The organism is Rhizobium sp. 42MFCr.1, assembly GCF_000377185.1.
Lineage (GTDB): Bacteria > Pseudomonadota > Alphaproteobacteria > Rhizobiales > Rhizobiaceae > Rhizobium > Rhizobium altiplani.
In genome coordinates this window covers 123,285-147,601 of record NZ_KB897826.1, presented here as the reverse complement: position 1 = coordinate 147,601, position 24,317 = coordinate 123,285, and the positions used below count along the sequence as shown (strand labels likewise).

Annotated in this window: 24 protein-coding genes; 10 read left to right on the top strand and 14 right to left on the bottom strand. The window is 60.6% G+C overall.

The window, feature by feature from the left end:
- Positions 1-68 precede the first annotated feature (68 nt).
- From C934_RS0111785 to chrA, 7 genes are all read right to left on the bottom strand, one after another.
- Positions 69-695 carry a hypothetical protein gene (locus C934_RS0111785; protein WP_018856922.1) on the bottom strand — a complete coding sequence of 209 codons (627 nt, stop codon included), beginning with the start codon at positions 693-695 and terminating at the stop codon, positions 69-71.
- 133 nt (positions 696-828) lie between these two features.
- Positions 829-3,735 (bottom strand): isoleucine--tRNA ligase, encoded by a 2,907-nt coding sequence (gene ileS / locus C934_RS0111780; protein ID WP_018856921.1) that lies wholly within the window; start codon positions 3,733-3,735, stop codon positions 829-831.
- 281 nt (positions 3,736-4,016) lie between these two features.
- Positions 4,017-5,492: a monocarboxylate uptake permease MctP gene (mctP, locus tag C934_RS0111770; protein WP_018856920.1), complete on the bottom strand. Its 1,476-nt coding sequence runs from the start codon at positions 5,490-5,492 to the stop codon at positions 4,017-4,019.
- Positions 5,482-5,679 carry a DUF3311 domain-containing protein gene (locus tag C934_RS0111765; protein ID WP_018856919.1) on the bottom strand — a complete coding sequence of 66 codons (198 nt, stop codon included), beginning with the start codon at positions 5,677-5,679 and terminating at the stop codon, positions 5,482-5,484. Before C934_RS0111765 ends, mctP begins: the two co-directional genes overlap by 11 nt.
- A 133-nt stretch (positions 5,680-5,812) precedes the next feature.
- Positions 5,813-6,796 (bottom strand): bifunctional riboflavin kinase/FAD synthetase, encoded by a 984-nt coding sequence (locus C934_RS0111760; RefSeq protein WP_018856918.1) that lies wholly within the window; start codon positions 6,794-6,796, stop codon positions 5,813-5,815.
- 27 nt (positions 6,797-6,823) lie between these two features.
- On the bottom strand, positions 6,824-7,672 hold the full coding sequence (locus C934_RS0111755; protein WP_018116665.1) for a TIGR01459 family HAD-type hydrolase: 849 nt from the start codon (positions 7,670-7,672) through the stop codon (positions 6,824-6,826).
- Positions 7,673-7,773: 101 nt separating this feature from the next.
- Positions 7,774-9,222, bottom strand: coding sequence for a chromate efflux transporter (gene chrA / locus C934_RS0111750; RefSeq protein WP_018856917.1), 1,449 nt, complete (start codon positions 9,220-9,222; stop codon positions 7,774-7,776).
- Positions 9,223-9,532: 310 nt separating this feature from the next.
- On the opposite strand from chrA, the gene groES reads away from it, so the two are divergent.
- The 3 genes from groES to C934_RS31900 all read left to right on the top strand — a co-directional run bounded on the left by groES (position 9,533) and on the right by C934_RS31900 (position 12,693).
- Positions 9,533-9,829, top strand: a complete 297-nt coding sequence (groES, locus tag C934_RS0111745; RefSeq protein ID WP_004675403.1) for a co-chaperone GroES — start codon at positions 9,533-9,535, stop codon at positions 9,827-9,829.
- A 74-nt stretch (positions 9,830-9,903) separates the two neighbouring features.
- Complete coding sequence (gene groL / locus C934_RS0111740; RefSeq protein ID WP_018116667.1) at positions 9,904-11,544, top strand: chaperonin GroEL; 1,641 nt, start codon at positions 9,904-9,906, stop codon at positions 11,542-11,544.
- A gap of 702 nt (positions 11,545-12,246) precedes the next feature.
- The gene (locus C934_RS31900) at positions 12,247-12,693 is read left to right on the top strand and encodes a hypothetical protein (RefSeq protein ID WP_037089657.1); all 447 of its coding nucleotides are present in this window, start codon (positions 12,247-12,249) and stop codon (positions 12,691-12,693) included.
- Between the two features lie 62 nt (positions 12,694-12,755).
- Here the strand turns inward: C934_RS31900 and C934_RS0111730 are convergent, their stop codons facing one another.
- Complete coding sequence (locus tag C934_RS0111730) at positions 12,756-13,466, bottom strand: glutathione binding-like protein (RefSeq protein ID WP_018856915.1); 711 nt, start codon at positions 13,464-13,466, stop codon at positions 12,756-12,758.
- A 213-nt stretch (positions 13,467-13,679) separates the two neighbouring features.
- On the opposite strand from C934_RS0111730, the gene C934_RS0111725 reads away from it, so the two are divergent.
- Positions 13,680-14,123 (top strand): DoxX family protein, encoded by a 444-nt coding sequence (locus tag C934_RS0111725; protein ID WP_026371753.1) that lies wholly within the window; start codon positions 13,680-13,682, stop codon positions 14,121-14,123.
- A 79-nt stretch (positions 14,124-14,202) separates the two neighbouring features.
- Here the strand turns inward: C934_RS0111725 and hisG are convergent, their stop codons facing one another.
- The 3 genes from hisG to hisS are packed head-to-tail and all read right to left on the bottom strand — an operon-like array spanning position 14,203 to position 17,532.
- Entirely contained in the window at positions 14,203-14,898 is a 696-nt protein-coding gene (gene hisG, locus C934_RS0111720) for an ATP phosphoribosyltransferase (RefSeq protein ID WP_026371752.1), read from the bottom strand.
- Positions 14,898-16,016, bottom strand: coding sequence for an ATP phosphoribosyltransferase regulatory subunit (locus C934_RS0111715; protein WP_018856912.1), 1,119 nt, complete (start codon positions 16,014-16,016; stop codon positions 14,898-14,900). The genes hisG and C934_RS0111715 overlap by 1 nt, the downstream gene beginning before the upstream one ends.
- A gap of 1 nt (position 16,017) precedes the next feature.
- On the bottom strand, positions 16,018-17,532 hold the full coding sequence (gene hisS, locus C934_RS0111710) for a histidine--tRNA ligase (RefSeq protein ID WP_018856911.1): 1,515 nt from the start codon (positions 17,530-17,532) through the stop codon (positions 16,018-16,020).
- A gap of 138 nt (positions 17,533-17,670) precedes the next feature.
- On the opposite strand from hisS, the gene C934_RS0111705 reads away from it, so the two are divergent.
- From C934_RS0111705 to copM, 3 genes are all read left to right on the top strand, one after another.
- The gene (locus C934_RS0111705; protein ID WP_018856910.1) at positions 17,671-18,429 is read left to right on the top strand and encodes a hypothetical protein; all 759 of its coding nucleotides are present in this window, start codon (positions 17,671-17,673) and stop codon (positions 18,427-18,429) included.
- 90 nt (positions 18,430-18,519) lie between these two features.
- A complete protein-coding gene (locus C934_RS0111700) occupies positions 18,520-18,885 on the top strand; it encodes a hypothetical protein (RefSeq protein ID WP_026371751.1) in 366 nt (121 codons plus the stop codon).
- 69 nt (positions 18,886-18,954) lie between these two features.
- Positions 18,955-19,314 carry a CopM family metallochaperone gene (copM, locus tag C934_RS0111695; RefSeq protein WP_018856908.1) on the top strand — a complete coding sequence of 120 codons (360 nt, stop codon included), beginning with the start codon at positions 18,955-18,957 and terminating at the stop codon, positions 19,312-19,314.
- Positions 19,315-19,368: 54 nt separating this feature from the next.
- Here copM and C934_RS0111690 read toward each other — a convergent pair whose 3' ends face one another.
- Positions 19,369-20,418 (bottom strand): aldo/keto reductase, encoded by a 1,050-nt coding sequence (locus C934_RS0111690; RefSeq protein ID WP_018116677.1) that lies wholly within the window; start codon positions 20,416-20,418, stop codon positions 19,369-19,371.
- 237 nt (positions 20,419-20,655) lie between these two features.
- Between C934_RS0111690 and C934_RS0111685 the strand changes: the two genes are divergently transcribed.
- The gene (locus C934_RS0111685; RefSeq protein ID WP_018856907.1) at positions 20,656-21,360 is read left to right on the top strand and encodes an HAD family hydrolase; all 705 of its coding nucleotides are present in this window, start codon (positions 20,656-20,658) and stop codon (positions 21,358-21,360) included.
- A gap of 7 nt (positions 21,361-21,367) precedes the next feature.
- On the opposite strand, the gene C934_RS0111680 is transcribed toward C934_RS0111685, so the two are convergent.
- Together C934_RS0111680 and C934_RS0111675 are read right to left on the bottom strand one after the other, a co-directional pair.
- Entirely contained in the window at positions 21,368-21,847 is a 480-nt protein-coding gene (locus C934_RS0111680) for a hypothetical protein (RefSeq protein WP_018856906.1), read from the bottom strand.
- Positions 21,844-22,473 carry a DNA-3-methyladenine glycosylase I gene (locus tag C934_RS0111675; RefSeq protein ID WP_018116680.1) on the bottom strand — a complete coding sequence of 210 codons (630 nt, stop codon included), beginning with the start codon at positions 22,471-22,473 and terminating at the stop codon, positions 21,844-21,846. Before C934_RS0111675 ends, C934_RS0111680 begins: the two co-directional genes overlap by 4 nt.
- Before the next feature lie 210 nt (positions 22,474-22,683).
- On the opposite strand from C934_RS0111675, the gene C934_RS0111670 reads away from it, so the two are divergent.
- Together C934_RS0111670 and C934_RS0111665 are read left to right on the top strand one after the other, a co-directional pair.
- Positions 22,684-23,424 carry a L,D-transpeptidase gene (locus tag C934_RS0111670; RefSeq protein WP_018856905.1) on the top strand — a complete coding sequence of 247 codons (741 nt, stop codon included), beginning with the start codon at positions 22,684-22,686 and terminating at the stop codon, positions 23,422-23,424.
- Between the two features lie 135 nt (positions 23,425-23,559).
- Positions 23,560-24,240, top strand: coding sequence for a L,D-transpeptidase (locus C934_RS0111665; RefSeq protein ID WP_018856904.1), 681 nt, complete (start codon positions 23,560-23,562; stop codon positions 24,238-24,240).
- The last annotated feature ends 77 nt before the right edge of the window (positions 24,241-24,317 follow it).

Genomic DNA, 24,317 nt, shown 5'->3' with positions numbered 1-24,317 from the left:
TTTCTGGACGCCTTGCTGATTGACAGGTGGGCAAAAGCAAAGCGGGGCTGACTGCCCCGCTTGAAACCTTACTGGAGGAAATTCCACCACTGCTTGCCGGTACCGGCGATCGCAGCTTCCTTTTTCTTCTTCTTCGCCTTCTTCAGCTCCGGTTCGCCGAGATCGTCCAGCTTTGCCGGATCGTCGACCGCGCGATATTCGGTTGGCGGATCCGAGATGTAGCGGCGATCTGTATAGGTACCCTTCTGGGCGGCGCGAGCCTCGCGATAAGCCTTGGTCTGGGCCTCAGTCGTTTGCCGACCACCTTCAACCTTGTCGCTTGCGAGCGGCGAGCGATAGTTCGGGTTGTCGCTGTTTTCGTCAGCTTCCTTGACCAGACGGGCGCGCGTTTCTTCCGGGGATTCGATCCACTGCGGATTATCCTTGCTGGCGATGGTCTGCTGCGGCTCGGCGAGGGTTTGCTTGGCTGCTGCGGACGGCAGAACGAGGCCCGGACGAGCGCTGTACTTGACGCCCTTGTTCTTCGGACCGTCGCCGGTGAGAGAAACGGACTGACCAATGTCGTCGGTCAGCTGTTCCATGGCGGTCTTGTCTGTTCCGTAGCGCGGGCTCCCCACGCAGCCGGAAATCAGCGAGCCGCCTGCCACGGCGACGGTCAGGCAGACGCCCAAACGGAACCAACGCGTTGATAACATGAAAACCCTTCCAGCCATGCCGGTGCAATCTTCGCCCTACCGGACAATCGTCCCCCTGACGCAAAAATCCGGCCATTTTCAGGCAGCTTTTACCGGATGAACCACCGTTAGGCAATTCACCCGGCAATATTCTTCAGTTTTGCACCGATAGTTCGCGCAATGCAGCCGCATCACGGGCCGAGACGTCCGGATAGGCGGGATCGGAGCCGACATCCGTGGTGATCCGCCAGGAGCGAGCGCACTTGGTGCCTTCGGCCAGTTTCGGCTCGACGCTGACACCTGAAACCTCGAGTAGACGGAAGGCATCTGCCGGTCCTTCGGCGCTGTCTACGACGATGCCCGAAGTGATGCAGATTTCCTCGAAGTCCTGACCCTCAAGTGCCTTCAGGAGCTCCGCATCGGCGACGTGGACAACCGGGGCAGCCTCCAGCGAAGAGCCGATGCGCTTGTCCTTGCGCTCGATTTCCAACGCGCCGGTAACGACCGTACGAACGGCGCGGATCTTCTTCCACTTCTCGGCGAGTGCCTCGTTCTTCCATTCGGCCGGAATGGTCGGGAACAGCTCGAGGTGAACCGATACAGCCGAAGAATTGCGCGACAGCCAGGCCTCTTCCGTCGTAAACGGCAGCATCGGCGCCAGCCAGGTCACCATGCATTCGAAGATGGTGCGAATGACATGCAGGGCCGAACGACGGCGCAGGCTCGACGGCGCATCACAGTAGAGCGCATCCTTGCGGACGTCGAAGTAGAAGGCCGACAGCTCGACGTTGGCGAAGTCGATGAGCCCGCGGGCAATCTTCTTGAACTCGAAGGCGTCGTAGCTTTCGCGGACGAGCTGATCGAGTTCCGCCAGACGATGCAGCATCAGCTGCTCGAGTTCCGGCAGATCGGCAAGCGCAATAACCTCGCCCTTGTCGTGTGCCAGCGTGCCGAGCATCCAGCGGATCGTGTTGCGCAGCTTGCGATAGGCGTCGATATTCGTCTGAATGATCGCCTTGCCGAGGCGCTGGTCTTCCCAATAGTCCGTCGTCATGACCCAAAGACGGAGGATGTCTGCGCCGGCATCCTTCATCACCTCCTGCGGGGTGACGGTGTTGCCCTTGGACTTCGACATCTTTTCGCCCTTCTCATCCATGGTGAAGCCATGGGTGACGACGGCATTGTAAGGCGCACGGCCGCGCGTCGCGCAGCTTTCCAGCAGTGACGAGTGGAACCAGCCACGGTGCTGGTCCGATCCCTCGAGATAGACATCGGCCGGCCATTTCAGGTCGGGACGATCTTCCAGCGTGAAGGTGTGGGTCGAGCCCGAGTCAAACCAGACGTCGAGGATGTCCATCACCTGCGTCCAGGGCTGATTCGCCTTCTCGCCCAGGAAGCGCTCGCGAGCACCATTGGCGAACCAGGCATCGGCGCCCTCGTTCTCGAAGGCTTTCAGGATGCGGGCGTTGACGGCATCATCCTGCAGGATGCCGCCGTCATCATCGACGAACAGGCAGATCGGCACGCCCCAGGCGCGCTGACGCGACAGGACCCAATCGGGGCGCTGTTCGATCATGGCGCGCAGGCGGTTCTGGCCGGCTCCCGGCACAAAGCGGGTTGCGTCGATCGCGTTCAATGCGCGCGAACGCAGCGTCGAGCCGTCGCCGAGTTCCTTGTCCATGTAGACAAACCACTGCGGCGTGTTGCGGAAGATGACCGGCTTCTTCGAACGCCAGGAATGCGGATAGGAGTGCTTGAGGCGGCCGCGCGCAAACAGCGCATGGCGACCGATCAGCCCCTTGATGACACGCTCGTTGGCATCGCCCTTCTTGCCCTTGTCGTCGATGACGCGAGCAGCACCGCCCTCGGCGTCCGGACCGAAGCCGGGCGCGTCGGCCGTGAAGAAGCCGGCATCGTCGACCGGGAACGGGATCGCGGACGAAATGCCGCGCGCTTCGAGTGCCCGGGCGTTGTCCATCCAGGCGTCAAAGTCTTCGCGACCATGGCTCGGCGCGGTGTGGACGAAGCCGGTGCCCGTCTCGTCGGTGACATGGTCGCCGTCGAGGAGCGGCACTTCAAAGTGATAGCCACCGCCAAGGCCATGCAGAGGGTGTGCGCAGGTGATCGCGGCAAATTCCGCCGCCGCGACATCGCGGACGAACTTGAGGGTCACCTTCGCCTTCGCGGCCGACTCTTCTGCGAGACGCTTGGCGAAGATCAGCCGTTCACCGGGCTGCGGTCCGAAGTCGTTCTCGGCCGTTTCGACCTCGTAGAGGCCGTAGCTATACCGCGAGGAATAGGCGATCGCGCGGTTGCCCGGGATCGTCCACGGCGTCGTCGTCCAGATCACCACGAAGGCGTCCTTGAGTTCGTTGGGGCCGTCAGCCACCGGGAACTTCACCCAGATCATGTCGCTTTCGACATCGGCGTATTCGACTTCGGCTTCCGCGAGCGCCGTGCGCTCGACGACCGACCACATGATCGGCTTGGAGCCGCGATAGAGCTGGCCGGACTTCGCGATCTTCAGGAGTTCGCCGGCGATGCGCGATTCAGCGTGGAAGTTCATAGTGGTGTAGGGGTTGTCGAAGTCTCCCTCGATGCCGAGGCGCTTGAATTCCTCCGACTGCACCTTGATCCAACTGGCGGCAAAGTCACGGCATTCCTGGCGGAATTCGTTGACCGGAACCTCGTCCTTGTTCTTGCCCTTCTCGCGGTACTTTTCCTCGATCTTCCATTCGATCGGGAGGCCATGGCAGTCCCAGCCGGGAACGTAGTTGGCGTCGAAACCGCGCATCTGGAACGAGCGGTTGATGACGTCCTTGAGGATCTTGTTCAGCGCGTGGCCGATGTGGATGTTGCCGTTGGCATAGGGAGGGCCATCGTGGAGCACGAACTTTTCGCGGCCGGCGGCGGAAGCGCGCAACTTCTTGTAGAGGCCCATCTGCTGCCAGCGGGCAACGGTTTCCGGCTCCTTCTGCGGCAGACCGGCGCGCATCGGGAAGTCTGTTTCCGGCAGATAGAGGGTCTTCGAATAGTCAACTTTTTCGGCTGTATCGGTCATGTCTAGCAATCGTCTCTAGGCGCCACGGGAGCGGGCGCAACGGGCTTGAAAATTGGTGACGGAGGCGCTCGTCGTCCAAGCGCCGAAAACCCGGACCTTCCGGCCGCTTAGCGCGCGCGGAAGGCCGGGCCGATAATTCGTATCGTGATCGCCAGCCGGAACTTGTTCATCGCGCCGGTTCATAGGCGCTTTTGCAGGGAAAAGGAAGAGGGATTCCATGAGGTCATCGCATTGAAAAGCCGCGAACTTGCCCGCCCGCGGCTTCTGTTTTCGGGGGACGATCAGGCGCGCGCCGTCACTTTTGCCGGGATCAGCACATTGACGATGACGGCGACGATGACGTTCAACGCCAATGCCAGCAGGCCGATATAGACGGTAAACGAGGTCTCTCCGATGGTGACAGGCTGCAGCGGTTTCAGGCCGTTGATCCAGACGAAGAGCGTGCCACCGAAGAAGCCGACGAACCAGCCTGCGATCAGACCGGGCGCGCGGAACCAATTGGTGTAGAGGCCGAAGACCAGCGCCGGAAACGTCTGGAGGATCCAGACGCCGCCGAGAAGCTGAAGGTCGAGCGCGAATTGGGTCGGCAGGAAAAGGATGACAAGAAGCGCGCCGACCTTGACGACGAGCGACGTCACCTTCGCGACCTTTGCCTCGCCGGCATCCGTCACCTGAGGATTGACATAGGCCTTCCAGAAATTGCGGGTGAAGAGGTTGGACGCGCCGATGCTCATCACCGCCGCCGGTACCAGCGCACCGATCGCAATCGCCGCGAAGGCGAAGCCCGCGAACCAACTCGGGAACAGCGTCTGGAAGAGCGCCGGCACGACATCGTTGGCGTTGTCCAGCTTCAAGCCTGCGGCATGTCCCATGTAGCCGAGCAGTGCCAGAAGGCCGAGCAGCAGTGTATAGGCCGGCAGCAACGCAGCATTCTTGCGGATGGTGTTGCCGCTGTTGGAGGCGAAGATGCCAGTCAGCGTATGCGGATACATGAAGGCCGCAAGCGCCGAGCCGAGGGCCAGCGTCGCGTAGGCGACATACTGGTTGGGCTGAAGAAGCAGGCTGCCGGAGCCCTTTGCCTGGAACGCGGCATCAGCGGCAGCAAAGACATTGGCATAGCCGCCAAGCTTCGAGGGAATGAGCGCCACGGCGGCGATCACCACGATGTAGATCATGATGTCCTTGACGAAGGCGATCAGTGCCGGCGCCCGCAGGCCAGCCGAATAGGTGTAGAGCGCCAGCACAATGAAGGCGATCGCCAGCGGTACCTCGCCATGCAGCCCCAGCGCCTTCAGCGCGGCGGTCATGCCGACGAGCTGCAGCGCGATGTATGGCATCGTGGCGATGACACCGGTTGCGGCGACGGCAAGCTCCAGACCCCGTGATCCGTATTGGCCATGGACCACGTCACCGGCGGTCACGTAGCCGAAGTCTTTCGCCCGCTGCCAAAGGAGCGGCATGACCATGAAGACGAAGGGATAGACAATAATGGTGTAGGGCAGCGCGAAGAAGCCGTAGGCGCCAACCGTATAGACCAGTGCCGGAACAGCGATGACCGTGTAGGCGGTGTAGAAGTCGCCGCCGACCAGAAACCAGGTGATCCAGATGCCGAAGCTGCGGCCGCCAAGGCCCCACTCGTCGATATGGGCAAGCGTCTTCGGCCTTCGCCAGTGGGTGGCGACAAACCCCATCACCGTGACGAGCACGAAGAAGAAAACGAAGACGGCAAGCGCGGTGGTGTTGAGTTCAGTCGTCATTGCGCATGCTCCGGTAGGCGATCCAGGTCAGGAAAGCGGTAACCGGCACCCAGGCGAGCTGATACCAGTAGAAGAATGGGAAACCGAAGAGAACCGGGTCGTGAAAGTTGTAGAAGGGAACCCAAAGGAGCCCGATATAGGGAATGATGAGCAGCCAGCAGGCTGCTGTTCCAAACCTTTTATCCATTTGATGATTGCCTTTCGGTGCTTGGGGGCGCAGCGAATCCGCGTCTAATCAAACAGATGACATAGACCCCTGCCCCCACACGGCAACGGCCGTCGTCCCGAAAGGGCCGCAATTTTCGAAAGCGTCTGAACCTTCAGGCGAAGCAGATCTTGCGGTCGAGCTCGCCGAGCGGCTGTACGCCTGTCAGCAGCGCACTCGCCTCCTCTTTGTCGCGGTTCATCTGCTCCACGAGGGGGTCGAGGCCATCGAACTTCAGTTCCGGGCGCAGATAGCCGAGGAAGGACACGGAGCAGAGCTGCCCGTAGAGGTCGCCGCTGAAATCGAAGAGATACGTCTCGAGCAGTGGCGCGCCATTGTCGGTGACCGTCGGTCGGCGACCGTAGCTGGCGACACCATCATAGAGCGTCCCATCGGCAAGGCGGAAGCGCACGGCATAGATGCCCGCCTGAATGTCTGCTTCGGCGGGCAACCGCATATTCGCGGTCGGAAAGCCGAGCTGACGGCCAAGCTTCTCGCCGCCGATGACTTCAGCTTCCACCGTATAGTGATAGCCGAGCATCGCTGCCGCCTCGCTGACATTGCCATCCCTCAACAATTCGCGAACGTGGCTCGAGGAGACGACGTCGGTATTCTCGTCACGAAACGCGTCGATCAGCGTCACGCCAAAGCCGTATTTCTGGCCGGCATCCATCAGGAAGGCCGGGCCGCCTTCCCGGCCGCGGCCGAAATGAAAGTTGAAGCCGGTCACGACCTCGGATGCGCTGAGCCAATCCTTGAGGATCGAATGGATGAAATCGTCCGCCGAGCGCTGTGAGAACTCCCGGTCGAAGGGATATTCGATGACGGCATTGAAGCCGATCGCTTCGAGGATGCGCGCCTTGAGCGGCGCCGGCGTCAAGCGAAAGACCGGCTGCTCCGGGCGGAAGACAGTGCGGGGATGTGGCTCAAACGTCAGGACCAGTGCCGGAATGCCCCGCTGCCTCGATATCTCCAAGGCCCGGTTGAGCACGGACTGATGGCCCCGATGCACACCGTCGAAGTTGCCGATGGCAATCACGCCGCCATGCAGATGGGCCGGCAGGGGTTCGCGGGTTTCGTTGCGGTGAAAAACGGTCATCGGCTGGCTTTTCTCTTGCGAGGCTCGTTATGCGAGGCGGGGCATCCACCACTTCGGCGTCGCTCTTTCGCGCTCCAGATAGGCGGTGAGGATCGCCTCGTCGGTCACTCCATTCAGCGTATATTCCGTCGCGTGGATGCCGCCGCTGATATAGAGGAGATCAAGCCCGTAATCGAGAGCGCCGCGAACATCGGTCGGCATACCGTCTCCGATCGCAAGCACACGGTTCAGCGGAAAGTCCCCGTGGGCTTCGCGGGCGGCAGATAGCACGGCCTCGTAGATCGGCTTGTGCGGCTTGCCGGCAATGCGCGTTTGGCCACCGAGCTGATTGTAATATGCCGCCATCGCGCCGGCGCAGGGGATGATCTTGTGGCCGCGCTCGACAACCAGATCGGGATTGGCACAGATCATCGGCACGCCACGCGCCTGAAATGCCTTCAGCATCTTGGTGTAGTCTTCCGGGGTCTCGGTTTCGTCGTCGAAGAAGCCCGTGCAGACGACCGAGTCCGCATCCTTGGCCTCGACGCGCTCGACACCAAGGCCCTCGATGATCGCCTCGTCGCGATCCGGTCCAAGCAGAAATACCTTCTTCGGACCCTCGGCGATCAGGCCCCGCGTGACGTCGCCCGATGTGACGATGCGGTCATAGGCGCCATCCTGGATGCCGATCTGGCGAAGCTGCGTCACGACCTGCGGAGCGATGCGCGGCGAATTGGTGATGAGAACGACGGTTAGCCCCTCGCCGCGCGCTGCTTCCAGCGCCGCAGCCGCCTTGGGAAAGGGATCGACTCCATTGTGCAAGACGCCCCAGACATCGCAGAACACCGCGTCGTAGTGGCTGGTGATTTCTGCAAAGTTCTCGATCCGCTTGGCCATTCCGATTTCCCGCTGTCGTTAAGTCAAGGTGACATCGCAAAGGCATGCCGGGATGGCAAGGCATTTTGCAGTGAGCAACGGCAAAAAACTGTGCTCGTCGATTAGAGAAGGGCCTCGCCCGTTTTGATTAGCAGGCCTGCGGCAGTCGACACAGCAAGTATCGTCAGGAGGCCCTTCTCGAATCGGAAGAGCATCACGCACGCCATTACAAAGATCCCAAGCGCCGCGATATCGAGGGTCCGCCACTCCGGCCATGCGACGCTGACGATTGGCAGACCGGTTTTCCCGGACAGGAGTGCGGCACGGCCAACTTCGGCGAAGAGCACGTGCAGACCGAACCAAAGGGCAAGGTTGAGGATGACGCCGACTACCGCCGCGGTGATCGCCGAAAGGGCCGACGAGAGGTTTTCGTTGCTGCGCAGCTTCTCGATGTAGGGAGCCCCGGCGAAGATCCAGATGAAGCTCGGCACGAAGGTCGCCCAGCCGGCGAGGAAAGCACCAAGGAAGCCCCCGGCAAGCGGCGCCATGGCGAGCGGGTTGCGATAGCCGGCGAGAAATCCGACAAAACAGAGAACAAGAACAAGTGGCCCGGGCGTCGTCTCGGCAAGTGCCAGTCCATCGAGTATCTCGGCCGGCTGAAGCCAGGCGTAATGGCCGACGGCGACCTGGCCGACATAGGAGAGGACGGCGTACGCGCCTCCGAAGGTGATGACGGCCATCTTGGAGAAGAAGATGAAGACCGCGCCGAAAACATTGGTTTCGCCGCTCAGGGTTTCGGCGATCAGGTCCGTCGGTACATCGAGGCCGCGAATGAAAAAGAGTGGCGACTGCCAGACAAGGATCCAGAACACGAGCACCACAAGAGGCCTTGCGATCACATGCGTCGTAACCGCGGGAAAATGCGTGCGCGAAGAGGCTTGCGGCAAGACCGGCGCTGCCAATCGACGCTTGGAATACTTCATCCATAACAAGCCTGCTGCTCCGGCCAGGATGATAACCAGAGGAAACGGCAAGTTCAGGAAGAAGAGAGCCAGGAACGACGCTCCGGCCACATAATAATGAAAGCGCTCCCTCAGCGCTCGGCGCCGCACCCGGAGCAAGGCCTCGATGACGATTGCCAAAACGGCAGCCTTTGCTCCGAAGAAAAGCGCGGGAAGCCACGCGGCCTCCTGAAAGACGGCGTAGAGGCTCGACAGCATCAGGATGACAAGGAAGCCCGGCAATACAAACAACAAGCCGGCAATGAGGCCGCCGCGCACGCCGTGCATCAGCCAGCCGATATAGGTGGCCAGTTGCTGAGCCTCCGGGCCAGGCAGCAGCATGCAGAAATTCAATCCGTGCAGGAAGCGCTCCTCGGAAATCCAGCGCTTCTCATCGACAATCGTCGTGTGCATCAGGGCGATCTGACCGGCCGGCCCGCCGAAGCCCAAGCAGCCGATGCGCGCCCATACACGCGCCGCCTCCCCAAGTGTCGGTACCGCTATGATTTCGTCCGCCGCGATCGTTTTGTTCACGGTTGCCGCCCCCTGCCCCAAGCTGCTCGATACCATCGGCGTGTATGCGCGGCAATCCTGACGCCACTCGCCCCGCGGGTGCCGCAAACGTTCCGGGGATACAAAAGCTCTCCAGCTTCAGGACGTTCGGAAATCTCGGAGAGAACGCAACCTGTCGCACTTCCGACAAGGATTTGCTGTTAAGGCTGTTTGTGAGGACGGCGAAGAAAAATTGCGGCCGTTCTTGACTCCCCGTTGGGCCACTCCTAAATGCTGCCTCGCTAGCACTCACCAAGCACGAGTGCTAACACCCATCCGTGCGGGCCGCTCTCGGCCTGCGAGTGTCATTTGATCGAGGGATTAGACAATGGCAAGCACCAATTTCCGCCCCCTTCACGATCGCGTCGTTGTCCGTCGCGTTGAGTCCGAAGAAAAGACCAAGGGCGGCATCATCATTCCCGACACCGCCAAGGAAAAGCCGCAGGAAGGCGAAATCGTCGCCGTCGGTTCCGGCGCTCGTGACGAGTCCGGCAAGGTCGTCGCTCTCGACGTCAAGGCTGGCGATCGCGTTCTGTTCGGCAAGTGGTCCGGCACTGAAGTCAAGATCAACGGCGAAGACCTTCTGATCATGAAGGAAGCCGACATCATGGGCATCATCGGCTAATCAGCCGTTTTTCCCCTTTCCGATTTTAGCTACGGGCCCATAGCCCGGACAACTCGAATTCAGGAGTTTCAATCATGGCAGCTAAAGAAATCAAATTCGGCCGCACCGCGCGCGAAAAGATGCTGCGTGGCGTCGACATTCTCGCTGACGCAGTGAAGGTAACGCTCGGCCCGAAGGGTCGTAACGTCATCATCGACAAGTCCTTCGGCGCTCCGCGCATCACCAAGGACGGCGTTTCGGTCGCCAAGGAAATCGAACTGGAAGACAAGTTCGAAAACATGGGCGCCCAGATGGTCCGCGAAGTTGCTTCGAAGACCAACGACATCGCCGGCGACGGCACGACGACCGCAACGGTTCTCGCTCAGGCGATCGTTCGCGAAGGCGCCAAGGCTGTTGCAGCCGGCATGAACCCGATGGACCTGAAGCGCGGCATTGACCTCGCTGTTGCTGAAGTCGTGAAGGATCTCCAGGCCAAGGCCAAGAAGATCAACACCTCGGAAGAAGTTGCCCAGGTCGGCACGATCTCCGCAAACGGCGAAAAGCAGATCGGTCTCGACATTGCTGAAGCAATGCAGAAGGTCGGCAACGAAGGCGTTATCACCGTCGAAGAAGCCAAGACCGCTGAAACCGAACTCGAAGTCGTCGAAGGCATGCAGTTCGACCGCGGCTACCTCAGCCCGTACTTCGTCACCAACCCGGAAAAGATGATCGCTGATCTCGAAGACGCCTTCATCCTCCTGCACGAGAAGAAGCTCTCGAACCTCCAGGCCATGCTCCCGGTTCTCGAAGCTGTCGTTCAGACCGGCAAGCCGCTCCTCATCATCGCTGAAGACGTCGAAGGCGAAGCTCTTGCTACGCTCGTCGTCAACAAGCTGCGTGGCGGCCTGAAGATTGCTGCTGTCAAGGCTCCTGGCTTCGGAGATCGCCGCAAGGCCATGCTCGAAGACATCGCGATCCTCACGGGCGGCACTGTCATCTCCGAAGACCTCGGCATCAAGCTCGAGTCGGTTACCCTCGACATGCTCGGCCGCGCCAAGAAGGTTTCGATCTCCAAGGAAAACACGACGATCGTCGACGGTTCGGGCGCCAAGTCCGACATCGAAGGCCGCGTTGCCCAGATCAAGGCCCAGATCGAAGAAACCACCTCCGACTACGACCGCGAAAAGCTGCAGGAGCGTCTTGCTAAGCTCGCTGGTGGCGTTGCAGTCATCCGCGTCGGCGGTTCGACGGAAGTCGAAGTGAAGGAAAAGAAGGACCGCATCGACGACGCGCTCAACGCGACGCGCGCTGCTGTTCAGGAAGGTATCGTACCGGGCGGCGGCGTTGCCCTGCTGCGTTCCTCCGCCAAGATCTCCGTCAAGGGCGAGAACGACGACCAGGAAGCTGGCATCAACATCGTTCGCCGCGCTCTGCAGGCTCCGGCCCGTCAGATCGCCGAGAACGCTGGTGACGAAGCATCGATCGTTGTTGGCAAGATCCTCGAGAAGGGTCAGGACAACTTCGGTTACAACGCCCAGACCGGCGAATACGGCGACATGATCGCCATGGGTATCGTCGACCCGGTCAAGGTTGTTCGCACGGCTCTGCAAGACGCAGCTTCGGTTGCTTCGCTGCTGATCACCACCGAAGCCATGATCGCCGAGCTGCCGAAGAAGGACGCTCCGGCTGGCATGCCGGGCGGCATGGGCGGCATGGGCGGCATGGACATGATGTGATAGGCGAAAGCCTATCGCTGAAGCGTCCATAAAGCTTCACCGATCTATCTCCTGGTTTTCCCGGAAATAGGAAGGGCGGTCTTCGGACCGCCCTTTTTCGTTCCGGCGCATGATTCGCCAGGTGAGCTTTTTCAATCGTCAGGTGAAACGTTTAACCGCATATCTGAATGCGCCTCGCATTCGGCGAAGCTTTCGCAGAGCTTGTGAGCCTGCATTATTTCTTCCAAAAGCTGTGTTATCCGTTCGCTGCAATTTTATGCACATTTCAGAGCTCAGGAGAGCATTGAAACCGGTTACACTTCGGCAGCTGCGCATTTTTTTGCTCTTTTTCGCGTCCCCCATACTTTCACGGTTGTTTTTCCACTCACAGTAGCGATCGGCATTATGCAAAAAGCGGATTGCCGTTTGCATGAAAGTGCCTATAAATCCCCTCGCATTCGGCGCGTGTCATCAGCCGATGGGTCACGATGCGCATCGATCCTGGCCACGAGAATGCGACGTAGGATTCGGGACAACCCCCTCCCGAAAAATATATTAGAAGTTGAGTAACGCCCCCGTGAAATTGGAAGCGGTTCCGTGAGAAGAACCGGCAATCCAGACCCCATTTCCCGGTCGCCCGAGCATGATGCGCGGTGCAACATGAACCTGCTCATTTTTGCCGGACGTGCGGCGGGGGAAGCCGCACCTACGCTGGGGAAAAATTTGTTCAAAATCGCGAGAACCAACGCCGCTGCACCGCTTATGCCGGGCTCACTGGATATCAGCAATCATGATCCTGAAATGCTGGCGCAGTTTTCCATTTCGGAAACCTGGGTCGGAGACCTGTCCAGCGGCGTGATCCGCCTCAAGGAATGGAGCGCCCTGCTGCACGGACTCCCGGCGCGGGTATGCGGGCTTCTGAGCCTCATGCGCTGCTACGATCCGAAGGATCACGATCACATCCTGGAACTCTTCGAGCAGGCTGCGACGCTCTCCTCATCCTTCTGTTTCTCGACCACCATCATGATGTCGAATGGCTTCCGTCAGCCGTTGTTCTGCATGGGCGAGTCGAACGGCCACGACGATGCTAATCACGGCAGCATGCTCGGTGTTTTCATCTTCCCTCGTTTCAAGACGAATACCGGCGGCGAGTTTGCCAGGCGCCAATAGACGCTCCCGCACATGAAAAAAGCCGGCCTTTTGGACCGGCTTTTTGCATATTTGCCTCAGATTTACGCAGGCCGTGCCGGGATATTCAACCCCTTTTCCGAGGCCGGCCGGGCGATGCAGCGCTCTAGCCAGTCCATCACGGCCGGGAAGCTCTTATAATCCAACACCTCACGCCCGCCGTAGAAGATGTCTGCACCGCGGAGCCACGGGAAAGTGGCGATATCGGCGATCGTGTAGAGATCGCCCATGATCCACTGGCGACCCTGGAGGCGTGCTTCCAGTACGCTCAGAAGCCGCTTTGATTCGTCGCGGTAGCGCTCCATCGGATACGAGTTGTTGGCAACCTTATCGGCCGCGAATTTGTAGAAGTGCCCGAACTGTCCGAACATCGGTCCGATACCGGCCATCTGGAAGAAGACCCACTGGATCGTCTCGTAGCGCCCGGCTGTATCTGATGGAATGAGTTTGCCTGTCTTCTCTGCCAAATAGAGCAGGATGGCACCGGATTCGAAAATGCCGATCGGCTTTCCATCGGGGCCATTGGGATCGATGATTGCCGGGATGCGGCCATTGGGATTGAGCGATACGAATTCCGGCGACTTCTGGTCGTTCGTGCTGAACGAGATCAGATGCGGTTCATAGGACAAGCCAAGCTCTTCAAGCGCAATCGATATCTTCACGCCGTTCGGGGTTGGCAACGAGTAAAGCTGGATGATATCCGGGTTCGCTGCTGGCCAGCGCGTCGTGATCGGAAATGCGGAAAGATCTGCCATCGGGGTCTCCATCTTGGGCGGCCGACCATAAAAGAGGCGCACCATCGATGGCAAGCCGACTTCGCCAAGATCGGTCGTTCAATAATAGAGAACGAAGTGTCCCTTTCCGTCTATCTTTCCACAACAGCAAAAAAAGGCGACAAAGTGGCATCCGAGGTTGCAACCGTGCCGGGGCACAACAACCTCAAACGCCATTCAACGGAGACAACGTTCATGTCGAATACCAACAATATTGTCATTCTTGTCGCTCGCGTCCTCTTGTCGTTCATGTTCATCCTTGCCGGCTTCGGCAAGCTGACCGATCCGGCTGGAACCGCTGGCATGATCGCCGGTGCTGGTCTTCCGGCGTCGACTGCCCTGACCTATCTCGCAGGCGCCTTTGAATTTGTAACTGGCCTCGCGGTTCTCGTCGGCTACCAGACGAAGACCGTCGGCTGGCTGCTCGCCGCCTTTTGTATCTTCACCGCTGTCGTCTTCCACCTGCCGACGGTCAACGTTCCGGATTTCCCGGCTGCCGCTCTCGGCTGGATCAACGCCCTGAACCAGATCATGGTCATGAAGAACTTCACGCTGGCCGGCGCTTACATCTTCCTCGCCATTGTCGGCCCGGGCCTCTACTCGCTCGACGCACGCCGCGGCGCCTACGCAGTCGCCTAAGCGATCAAGCATCCTCCCAAGCATGAAAAACCCGCCGTCACCAGACGGCGGGTCTTTTCGTGTGTTGATTTGGCGATGGTCAGAGTGCCGAGCGAACGGCGTCGATCAGCCGCTGAACGGTCGGGTCGTTCGCGTGGCTTTCCTTGCGTGCCCTGACGAAGCAGGCCTGGGAGCGAAGGATGACGCCGTCGGACAAGATCTTCAGGTTGTTCGCGCGAAGAGTCGAACCAGTCGAGGTGATGTCGACGATGATATCGGCCGATCCCGAGGCAGGCGCCCCTTCCGTTGCCCCAAGGCTTTCGACGATCCGGTAGAGCTGGATGCCGTGCTGGCTGGAGAAGAATTGCTGCGTCAGCCGCCAGTATTTCGTGGCAATCGCCAGGCGCCGGCCGTGACGGGCGCGAAAGTCGGAAGCAACATCGCCGAGATCGGCCATAGTGTCGACGTCGAGCCAGATTTCAGGAACGGCAACCACGACATCGGCATGGCCGAATCCGAGACGCGCGCAGATCTCGACACGCTTGTCCGCCTCCGCCAGGCCCTCGCGGACAAGGTCTTCGCCGGTGACACCGAAATCGACGGTGCCGCTGCCAAGTTCACGGGAAATCTCGGAGGCGGAAAGGAAGGCAACTTCGACGTCGTCCCAACCTTCGACGCGTCCGCGATAGGAGCGATCGTTGCCGACAGCGGTGATCCTGATCCCGGCGCGTTCGAAGATCGCCGAGGCATCGTCCTTCATCCGGCCCTTGGAGGGCAATGCGATGGTAATCGTCATCATACGGCCCTCTCGGCTTCGATGCGATCCAGCCAGAGCGAGAAGCCGACGGCGGGAATGCGTTCCTTGGCGCCCAGGAAGGTCATCAGGCGATCGAAACGGCCCCCACCGGCGAGAACCGCCGACGTGCCCTGGACGCCGATCTCGAAAACCAGGCCGGTGTAGTAATCCAGCGGACGCCCGAAGGCTGCGCGGTAATCGATCAGCGCCAAATCGACGCCGGCATTGGCCAGAGCGGCCACGCGGCCGTCGAAACGCGCCAGCGCGTTGCCGAGCTTGAGGCCCGCGGCATCGGCAAAACCGGCCAAGGCCGCCGAAGCATTGATCAGCGGTACGTTCAGCGACAGGAATTCTTCCAGCACGCGGAAGGCCGCATCATCGAGGCGCGTTTTGGAGAGGATCAGCTTTTCCTTCAGACGGCGCGCGATTTCGAGCGGCGAACGGCTGGCATTCGTCGAATAGCCCGTCGCCTGCATCGTCGCATCTATGTGTGCAACAAGTGCTGCTTCATCGTCGGCGGCAATCAGATGTGCCATCTCGTCACTCAATCCAGTTATGAACTGAGGGCTGACGAGGCTTGCCAGCAGAGCTTCGAGCTGGCTCATGTTGCCGAAGGCATGGATCAGGCGCTTCTGCCAGCCGAGCGGCAGGCCAAGCGCCTGCACCACTGCTTCGAAGACAGCCTGATCGCCGAGTGTCACCGCAAGACGCTTGCCGGGAACGACGCGCTCCAGCACGCCGATCGCATCGCCGATCGCACGCGCGTCGGCAGCGGCAATATTGATGTCGCCAAGATCCTCGATCCCGGCTTGATAGAACTCGTTGCCGCCTTCACGCCGCTGGCGGAAAACTTCGCCGAGATAGGAATAGCGCTTCGGCGTGCCGGTCGCGCTCTCGATGTGGCGCAGGCAGACGGGGATCGTGAACTCCGGCCGCAGGCAAAGGCTGGCGCCCGTCTCGCTTTCGGTCATGAAAATGCGCCGGCGAAGATCCTCGCCGGCGATGTCAAGAAATGGTTCGGCCGGCTGGATGACGGGCGTATCTACCCGCTCCGTCTTTCGCGCCGCAAACTCTGAGAGGAGCTCGCCGGAGAAGTCCGGCAGGTTGATCAGGGCCATCTCAGCCCGCCCTGTTGCGGTCTTCGGCCTGCGCCGCCAGAATTTCCTTCACCTTGGCGACGAGGTCGCCTTCGGCAACTGTCTCCTGTGCGACGCGCGCTTCGCGCCAGCTGGCGTTGTCCTCGATCTCGCCGGACAGGCGCTTGCCTTCGATCAGGTCCTTGATCTGCACGACGCCCTGCGCCCGCTCGTCACCGCCCTGGATAATGGCGACGGGGCAGCCGCGGCGGTCGGCGTATTTCAGCTGATTGCCGAACTTCTTCCAGTTGCCCTGGAACATCTCGGCGCGGATGCCAGCCTTGCGCAATTCCTGCGTCATGTGCTGGTAGCGGCCCATCGACTCGACATCGCCGTCCATGACAGTGACCAGAACCGGCTCGATGACCTCGGCCTGGCCGAGCTTTCCGAGGTTCTTCAGCGCCGTCATCAGACGAGAGACGCCAATCGAGAAGCCAGTGGCCGGCACGGGCTGGCCCATGAAGCGGGACACGAGACCGTCGTAGCGACCGCCGCCACCGACGGAACCGAAGACGACCTTCTCGCCCTTCTCGTTAGTCACGTCGAAGAGGAGCTCGGCTTCGTAAACCGGGCCGGTGTAATATTCGAGGCCGCGAACAACCGAGGGGTCGATCTTGACGCGATCCGACTGATAGCCGGCGCTTCGCACCAATGCGCCGATGAAGTTCAGCTCCTCGACGCCTTCCGCACCCTTGGACGTTCCGGCAACCAGCTCGGCAAGCTGCCCAGCGCTTTCGGTATAGTCCTTGATCCCGACGAAGAAGAGAACCTTGTCGATCTGTCCCTGGTCGAGACCAGCACCCTTGGTGAAGTCGCCAGACTCGTCTTTGCGGCCGGGACCAAGCAGGAGAGCAACGCCCTCGAGACCGAACTTGTCGAGCTTGTCGATGGCGCGTAGCACGTTGAGGCGCTGGCCGGCCTTGTCATCGCCGCCGAGACCGATTGCTTCGAGAACACCGTCGAGAACTTTGCGGTTGTTGACGCGGATCACGTAGTCGCCGCGCTTGATGCCGAGGGCTTCCAGCGTATCGGCCATCATCATGCACATTTCCGCATCGGCCTGCACGCCCGGCGCACCGACCGTATCGGCGTCGAACTGCATGAACTGGCGGAAGCGACCGGGGCCCGGCTTCTCATTGCGGAAGACATAGCCGGCGCGATAGGTGCGGTACGGCAGCTGGATCTCGTTGAAATTCTCGGCAACATGACGGGCGAGCGGCGCCGTCAGGTCGTAGCGCAAGGACATCCACTGCTCGTCGTCGTCCTGCAGCGAGAAGACGCCCTCGTTCGGCCGGTCGGCATCCGGCAGGAACTTGCCGAGCGCGTCGGTGTATTCGAAGAGCGGCGTTTCGACAGGATCGAAACCATAATGCTCGTAGACTTCCCGGATCTTCGCGGTCATTTCGTTGACGGCGCGAATGTCTGCTGCCGAACGATCGACGAAGCCGCGGGGAAGTCTGGCCTTGAGCTTTTGTGGTTTCTTCTGCTTGTCGTTCATTTCCAAGGTATTCCGCTCGCTGTGACAGTGGCGGTTACCTAGCGGAAAGGGCCGGGTGCGGCAAGGGCGAAGGCCCTTGATCAGGAACACAGAATCGATTGAACGAGAGAGAATGGATCGAATGGCGGGAGCTACACGATGATTGCCGAGGCGCTTCTCTATGCTGCCACCGTTCCGATGACATTGAAGGCGCATCGCCGGTTCATCCGATACTCCGTCAATCTCTGGTCCCGCGCCGGCCGTTGCAGCCGGCAATGGGCGGAGCACGAGGAGCGAAGCCGGAACGCTGTGAGAAGTGCCATTGCGGAGTTGCGGCAGAGGAGGGCGGCGGTCGTTTTGGGCTCGGGCCTGCTCCGCGACGTGCCGATTGAGGAATTAGCCAGGACCTTTGACACTGTCGTCCTCGTCGATCTCGTGCATCTTGCCTCGGTGCGCCTCTGGCTGCGGCTCAAGCGCTACAGCAATGTTCGGCTGATCGAGCGCGATCTCTCCGGCTACGACGAGCTTGCCACGGGCAAACAACCAGAGCCGCTGGCGTTCCTGAGAAGCGTTCCGTATCTCGACTTCGTCGTCTCGGCCAATCTCCTCTCCCAGATCGGTCGCGGCGCACAACGCCGTTACGAGGCGGAACAGGCCGGCGCCATGCCCGCCGATACCGTCGCACAACTGATCGAGGCGCACCGGTCGGCGCTTGAGGCAGCGCCCTGCAAGACATGCCTGGTTACCGATGTTACCTATGCCGTGATAGACCGACAGGGGAAGGTTCATGACGAGACTGATCTGCTGCACGGCGTGGCGCTGTCATCGGTTCGGGCCAACTGGCAGTGGCCCGTGGCGCCACTCGGCGAAGAGAGCAATGGCTATCAGATCGTCCATCAGGTCGTTGCCGCGTACTAGCGCCAGCCTCCGCACGTCGGCCGACGCTTCTCTCGCCAAAGTGTATAAAGCGGGCTTGGCTTCTTCGCGCGCTGCACCTATTTTGACGATATGCGGTTTCTTGCAATCATAGCGATGGTTTTCGGCTGGTTTGCCTTCGGCACCATGTCCGCATGGGCTGGCTGTCCGACATGCCTGTCCATGCAGCCGGTCGCTGCGACGCCCAGCGCCGAGCATCAGCATATGGCCGGCATGGATATGGGCGAGAAGGCCAAGTCGTCGCCGGCGCAGCAGGATCCTTGTTCGGCCGCCGGTATGGTGCACATGCCCTTCTGTTCGGCCTGCCTGGTCATTCCGCCATTGAGCGTCATCGCCGCGACCGGCAAGCAGATGTTTTCCTATCCTGCGCCCGGACCGGCTCACGCCATGCAGGATGCCCGCCCAGCACCGCTGGCGCCGCCTCCCCGGCTTGTCTGACGGTCTTCATGAACGCTGCGGCTTCGGCCGCGCATTGAATTCCAGTATCAGCCAGAGGAAGGAAATCCCATGTCTCTGAAAGTTCTCGCCATAGCGGCCACGCTCGCACTCTCGTCCGCACCCGTCTTCGCAGAGGAGATGAAAATGGACATGAGCAAGCCAATGGGCGACCACGGCGCATCGAGCCACGCCTTTGCGCAGGCGAACGCTAAAATGCACAAGGACATGACGATGAAGTATAGCGGCGACGCCGATGTCGACTTCGTCCGCGGCATGATCCCGCACCATCAAGGTGCGATCGACATGGCGAAAATCGAGCTGGAGTACGGCAAGGATCCGGAAATTCGCAAGCTCGCGGAAGCCGTCATCAAGGCCCAGGAGACTGAGATCGCCGATATGCAGGCCTGGCTGAAGGCTCACGGCAAGTAATCGCAAAGGACGCCGGAGCACGAAGCCCCGGCGTCCGCCTTCACAAGGCCTTGATCAGCCCTTCGGTTCGAAAGGTTCCGGCCGTCGGGCTGCCCCCTGCCGGGCCAGCATCCAGCCCGGATATTCGGGCGCGAGTTCGCTGACCTCGTCCAGCTTCTTCAGGTCGTCCACATCGAGCTTCAGGTTGACGGCCGCCAGGTTCTGGTCGAGCTGCTCGACGCGTTTTGCGCCGATGATGACAGTCGTCACGAAAGGTTTCGCCAGGATGTAGGCAAGCGCGACGGTCGCGACACTTGTGCCGTGTTTCGCGGCGATCTCGCGCATCACGGCAACGCAGGCCCAGGCGCGATCCTTGTCGACCGGCGGGAAGTCGAACGAGGCGCGGCGTCCTTCCCCGTTGCCCGGCGCTCCCGGCCCGTACTTGCCGGAGAGAAGACCGCCCGCCAGCGGCGACCAGACCATTAGACCAAGCTTTTCCTCCTGCATCATCGGCACGATGTCACGCTCGAGATCGCGGCCGGCGATCGAATAGTACGCCTGTACCGTCTCGAACCGGGCAAGACCGCGACGTTCCGAGATGCCGAGCGCTTTGGCGATGCGCCACGCCTGCCAGTTGGAGACACCCACATAGCGCACGAGACCGCGGGATACGAGATCGTCCAGGGCTCGCAGCGTCTCGTCGATCGGCGTGACCGGATCGGTGGCATGGATCTGGTAAAGATCGATATGATCGGTCTGCAACCGCTTCAGACTGGCCTCGACCGAATCCATGATGTGGCCACGCGAGGCGCCGCGGTCGTTCGGCTTGTCGCCCATGGTGCTATAGACTTTCGTGGCGATGACCACGTCCTTACGGGGAACGCTGAGGTTCTTCAGGGCCTGGCCGAGCAGCTTTTCGGATTCGCCGAAGGAATAGACGTCGGCCGTGTCGATGAAGTTGACGCCCGATGCCAGCGACTTCGCAACGATTTCATCGGCGGCTTTCTGGTCGACGTCGGCGATCGAGCCCCAAAGGTTGTTTTCGCCGGCGGCGCCGAATGTCATCGTACCGAGGCAGATTTCCGAGACGAATAGTCCCGTATTTCCAAGTTGATTGTAACGCATGGTCGAAAATTTCCTTGTGACGACCGCAGGGTTGCCTACGGACAGATGAGTTCATTTTTTGGTTGTTGGCCTGCACATGACAGGAGCAGCCGGAATGCAGCCGCGTGGAAGGCACTATCGATGTAAGGCGAGGCGGCGGCACTTCAACATGCCGTGTACTCGCCTCACGGCTTTGCGATGCTCTTGTATCGTGGCCATCTTTCAATAGATTCAAACCAGATTACTCGGAGATGGGCGATGACGACCCGCATGCTGACGACCATCGGTTTCGATGCCGACGACACGCTCTGGCAGAACGAGCAATACTATCGGCTTACCGAGGCGCATTTCACGGAATTGCTGGCCGATTTTGCAAATGGTCCAAGAATTTCCGAGCGCTTGCTGGAGGCAGAGAAGCGCAATCTCCGGCAGTACGGTTTCGGCATCAAGGGATTTACGCTGTCCATGATCGAGACGGCGATCGAGGTCACCGAGGGCAAGGTGCCCGCCAGTGTCATTGCCAATATCCTCGACACCGGCCGCGACCTGCTTTCTCACCCCGTCGAGACCATGCCGCATGTGCAGGAGACCTTGGCGGCGCTCTCGGAAAACTACCTGCTGGTGATGATCACCAAGGGTGATCTTTTCGATCAGGAGCGTAAGCTCGCGCAATCCGGGCTTGGCGACTTCTTCCACGCCGTCGAGATCGTCTCCGACAAGACCGCCGTGACCTACCGGCGGATCTTCTCCAAGGTCGGCGGTGGCCCGGAACGGGCGATGATGGTCGGCAACTCGCTGAAATCAGACATTGTCCCCGCGATTGCCGCCGGCAGCTACGGCGTCTTCGTGCCGCACGAACTCACCTGGGTCGTCGAGCATGTCGAGGAACCGAAGGACGCACCGCGCTTTCGCAAGATCGAACATCTCGGAGAACTGCGCAGGTTGATCGAAGGCCTGGGCTAGCCCCTCATTACTGCCTTGAAGGGAAAAGTGGCGACGGCGATTGCTGTTCAGCCGGAGCCGTGGGCTGCGGCGCTGTTGCCTGCGGCTCGACGAGAATGCTGTAGGGCGCGCCCAGGCCGCGGCGCGGCGACGCCTTGGAATAATAGGGCCGCAGCAGCCAGGTGGTGTTGTCCTTCACCGTGACGGTGTAGCTGGTGCCATCCTCATCGGTACCAAAGATCGCCTCCTCGTCGGGCGTTGCCAGATCGAAGATCGAAAGGAAGGCAAACTTGCTCTTGGTCGCAAAGCTGATCTTCACATGCTGGCCAGCCTTGACGGGAAGTGTGTAAACCCGCCCGTTGCCGAGCTTCGTCCAGCCCTTGAGCTCCATGGTTGCAGCCGGAAACTGCAGCTTCTCCAGTCGCTCGCCGGGCTGCAGCTCCGGTGACTGGCCGAACGCTACGGATGCCACCAGGCAGAATGCGACGGTTGCCGCGAGCGCCTTCATGGGCGCACCAGCGCGTTGCGCATCGCCTCTACCTCGACGCGGCAGAAGCAACCTTCGATGTGATCGTTGACGAGACCCATTGCCTGCATGAAGGCATAAACTGTGGTTGGGCCGACAAACGTCCAGCCGCGCTTCTTCAGATTCTTGGAAATGAGAACCGATGTCGGCGTTGTCGGGTTGGCCATGACAGTGGCACGATCGACCACCTTTGGCCTATCGTTATGACCGGGCTCGAAGCTCCAGAAATACCGGGCGAGCGACCCGAACTCCTGCCTCAGTTCGATCGCACGGCGGGCGTTGTTGATCGTCGAGACGATCTTGCCTCGATGGCGCACGATGCCGGGATCGGCGAGGCAGCGTTGGATATCGCTGTCGTCGAAGAGCGCAACCTTCTCGAAGTCGAAGCCGGCAAAGGCAGCGCGGAAATTCTCGCGCTTGCGCAGGATGGTGAGCCAGGAGAGACCGGACTGGAACCCCTCCAGGCAGATCTTCTCGAAGAGGCGGATGTCATCCGTTACCGGCCGCCCCCATTCCTCGTCGTGATACTTGAGGTAATCCGGGAGGTTGGCGTGCCAGTGACAACGGCTCTTGCCGTCTTCGCCGATGATGATGCCCGTATCGCTCATGATCCCGCTTCGCTTTCGTGCTGCGAATCCGGCTTTACCATTTGCAAACTCTCTTTCCAAACCGAACGATAACCCTGACGAAAAGTTTATCTCTCGCTTCGGACTTGAATGAATTCAAATTTACGATTCGCTGGCGGGAACGGTGGCAGCGTGGCGGCAGGCGGCCGCTGCCGTCCGTGCATTTTCGGCCATTTGTAGAGAGTCCGTCCGATGATGAAATCCCTTCTGCTCGCCGCAGCGATGCTCGGCGTCTTTTCCACCGCTGCGCTCGGCGACGACCGTTATACAACGCGCCCGCCGGTCGTGCTAAGCCCGGACCTTGCAGCCCCATGGGTCATGCAGCTCGGCGGCAAGGTTCGTCCCGTCGTCTACCGACAACCGGCCTTTCCGAAACGCGGTCTGTTCACATCCGGCGTCTTCGGCCGCGCTCCGGCCGCCGTGGCGCAACCGGTGTCCGCCATCAATCCCGGCGTCCCAGTCGTCCGCCGCCAGCTTGAGCCGCAATTTCTGCCGCAGATCGTCACCTACGACACCAAGGAACGGCCCGGCACGATCGTCATCGATACCAACAGCCGCTTCCTTTACCTGGTAATGGAGGGCGGCAAGGCGCGGCGTTACGGAGTGGGCGTCGGCAAGCCAGGCTTCGAATGGGCCGGCGTGCACAAGATTACCCGCAAGTCCGAATGGCCGGACTGGACGCCGCCAGCCGAAATGGTTGGCCGCGAAGCCGCCAAGGGCCACTATCTCCCGGCGCGCATGGACGGCGGTCCCGAGAATCCGCTTGGCGCGCGCGCCATGTATCTCGGTTCGACGCTCTACCGCATCCACGGTACCAACGCCCCCTGGACGATCGGCAACGCCGTTTCCTCCGGCTGCATCCGGCTACGCAACGAGGATGTCGTTGACCTTTACGAGCGGGTAAAGGTTGGAACCCGCGTCATCGTCATGTAAAGGCTCCCGAATATCGGGCGCGCGGCCAAGAATAGTTGCAATTAGACATCGCAGCTGTTTCATTCCGCGCCGACATCTTGAACTGGATCGAAGTTAGGGTAGCTTCGGTCCGGTTTTGCTTTGAGGGAATCAACCATGCTGAAATTCGCGACGGCTCTTGCGGCCACCGGCCTTCTGGTCACTTCCATGTCCGCATCGGTCTCGGCGCAGCCGATTACACCCGCTCACGATGGCGCGCCTGTCGTTCGGGTCGCCGCACCGCCGAAGTCGGTCAAGCCGCAGTTCAAGCGCCAGCGCGTGCACCTCATCACCAACGAGGCACCCGGCACGATCATCATCGATACCAACCACAAGTTCCTGTATCTCGTCGAAACCAAGGACCGCGCGACGCGCTATGGCATCGGCGTCGGGCGCGAGGGCTTCGGCTGGTCGGGCGTGGTGAAGATCGGCCGCAAGGCAGAATGGCCGGGCTGGACGCCGCCGGCTGAGATGCGTGTTCGCGAGGCGGCGAAGGGCCACATCCTCCCGACCTTCCAGGAAGGCGGCGAGGACAATCCCCTTGGCGCCCGCGCCATGTATCTCTACAAGGGCGGCAACGATACGAGCTTCCGCATCCACGGCACCAACCAGCCGTGGTCGATTGGGCTCAACATGTCGTCCGGCTGCATCCGCATGATGAACAAGGATGTGATCGATCTTTACGATCGTGCGCCCGTCGGCACGAAGGTCATCGTCGTCGGCCCTGGCAACAAGCAGGGCGAAATCAGCTTCGAAGATCGCGGCATCGACGTGCTGCGGACGATTTTCGGCGGCTAAGCCAAGCAATTAGGCGGCCGGGCAACCGGTCGCCGATCTCAAACCGCGGATGCGGGGTCGCAAGCGCAAGGGCTATG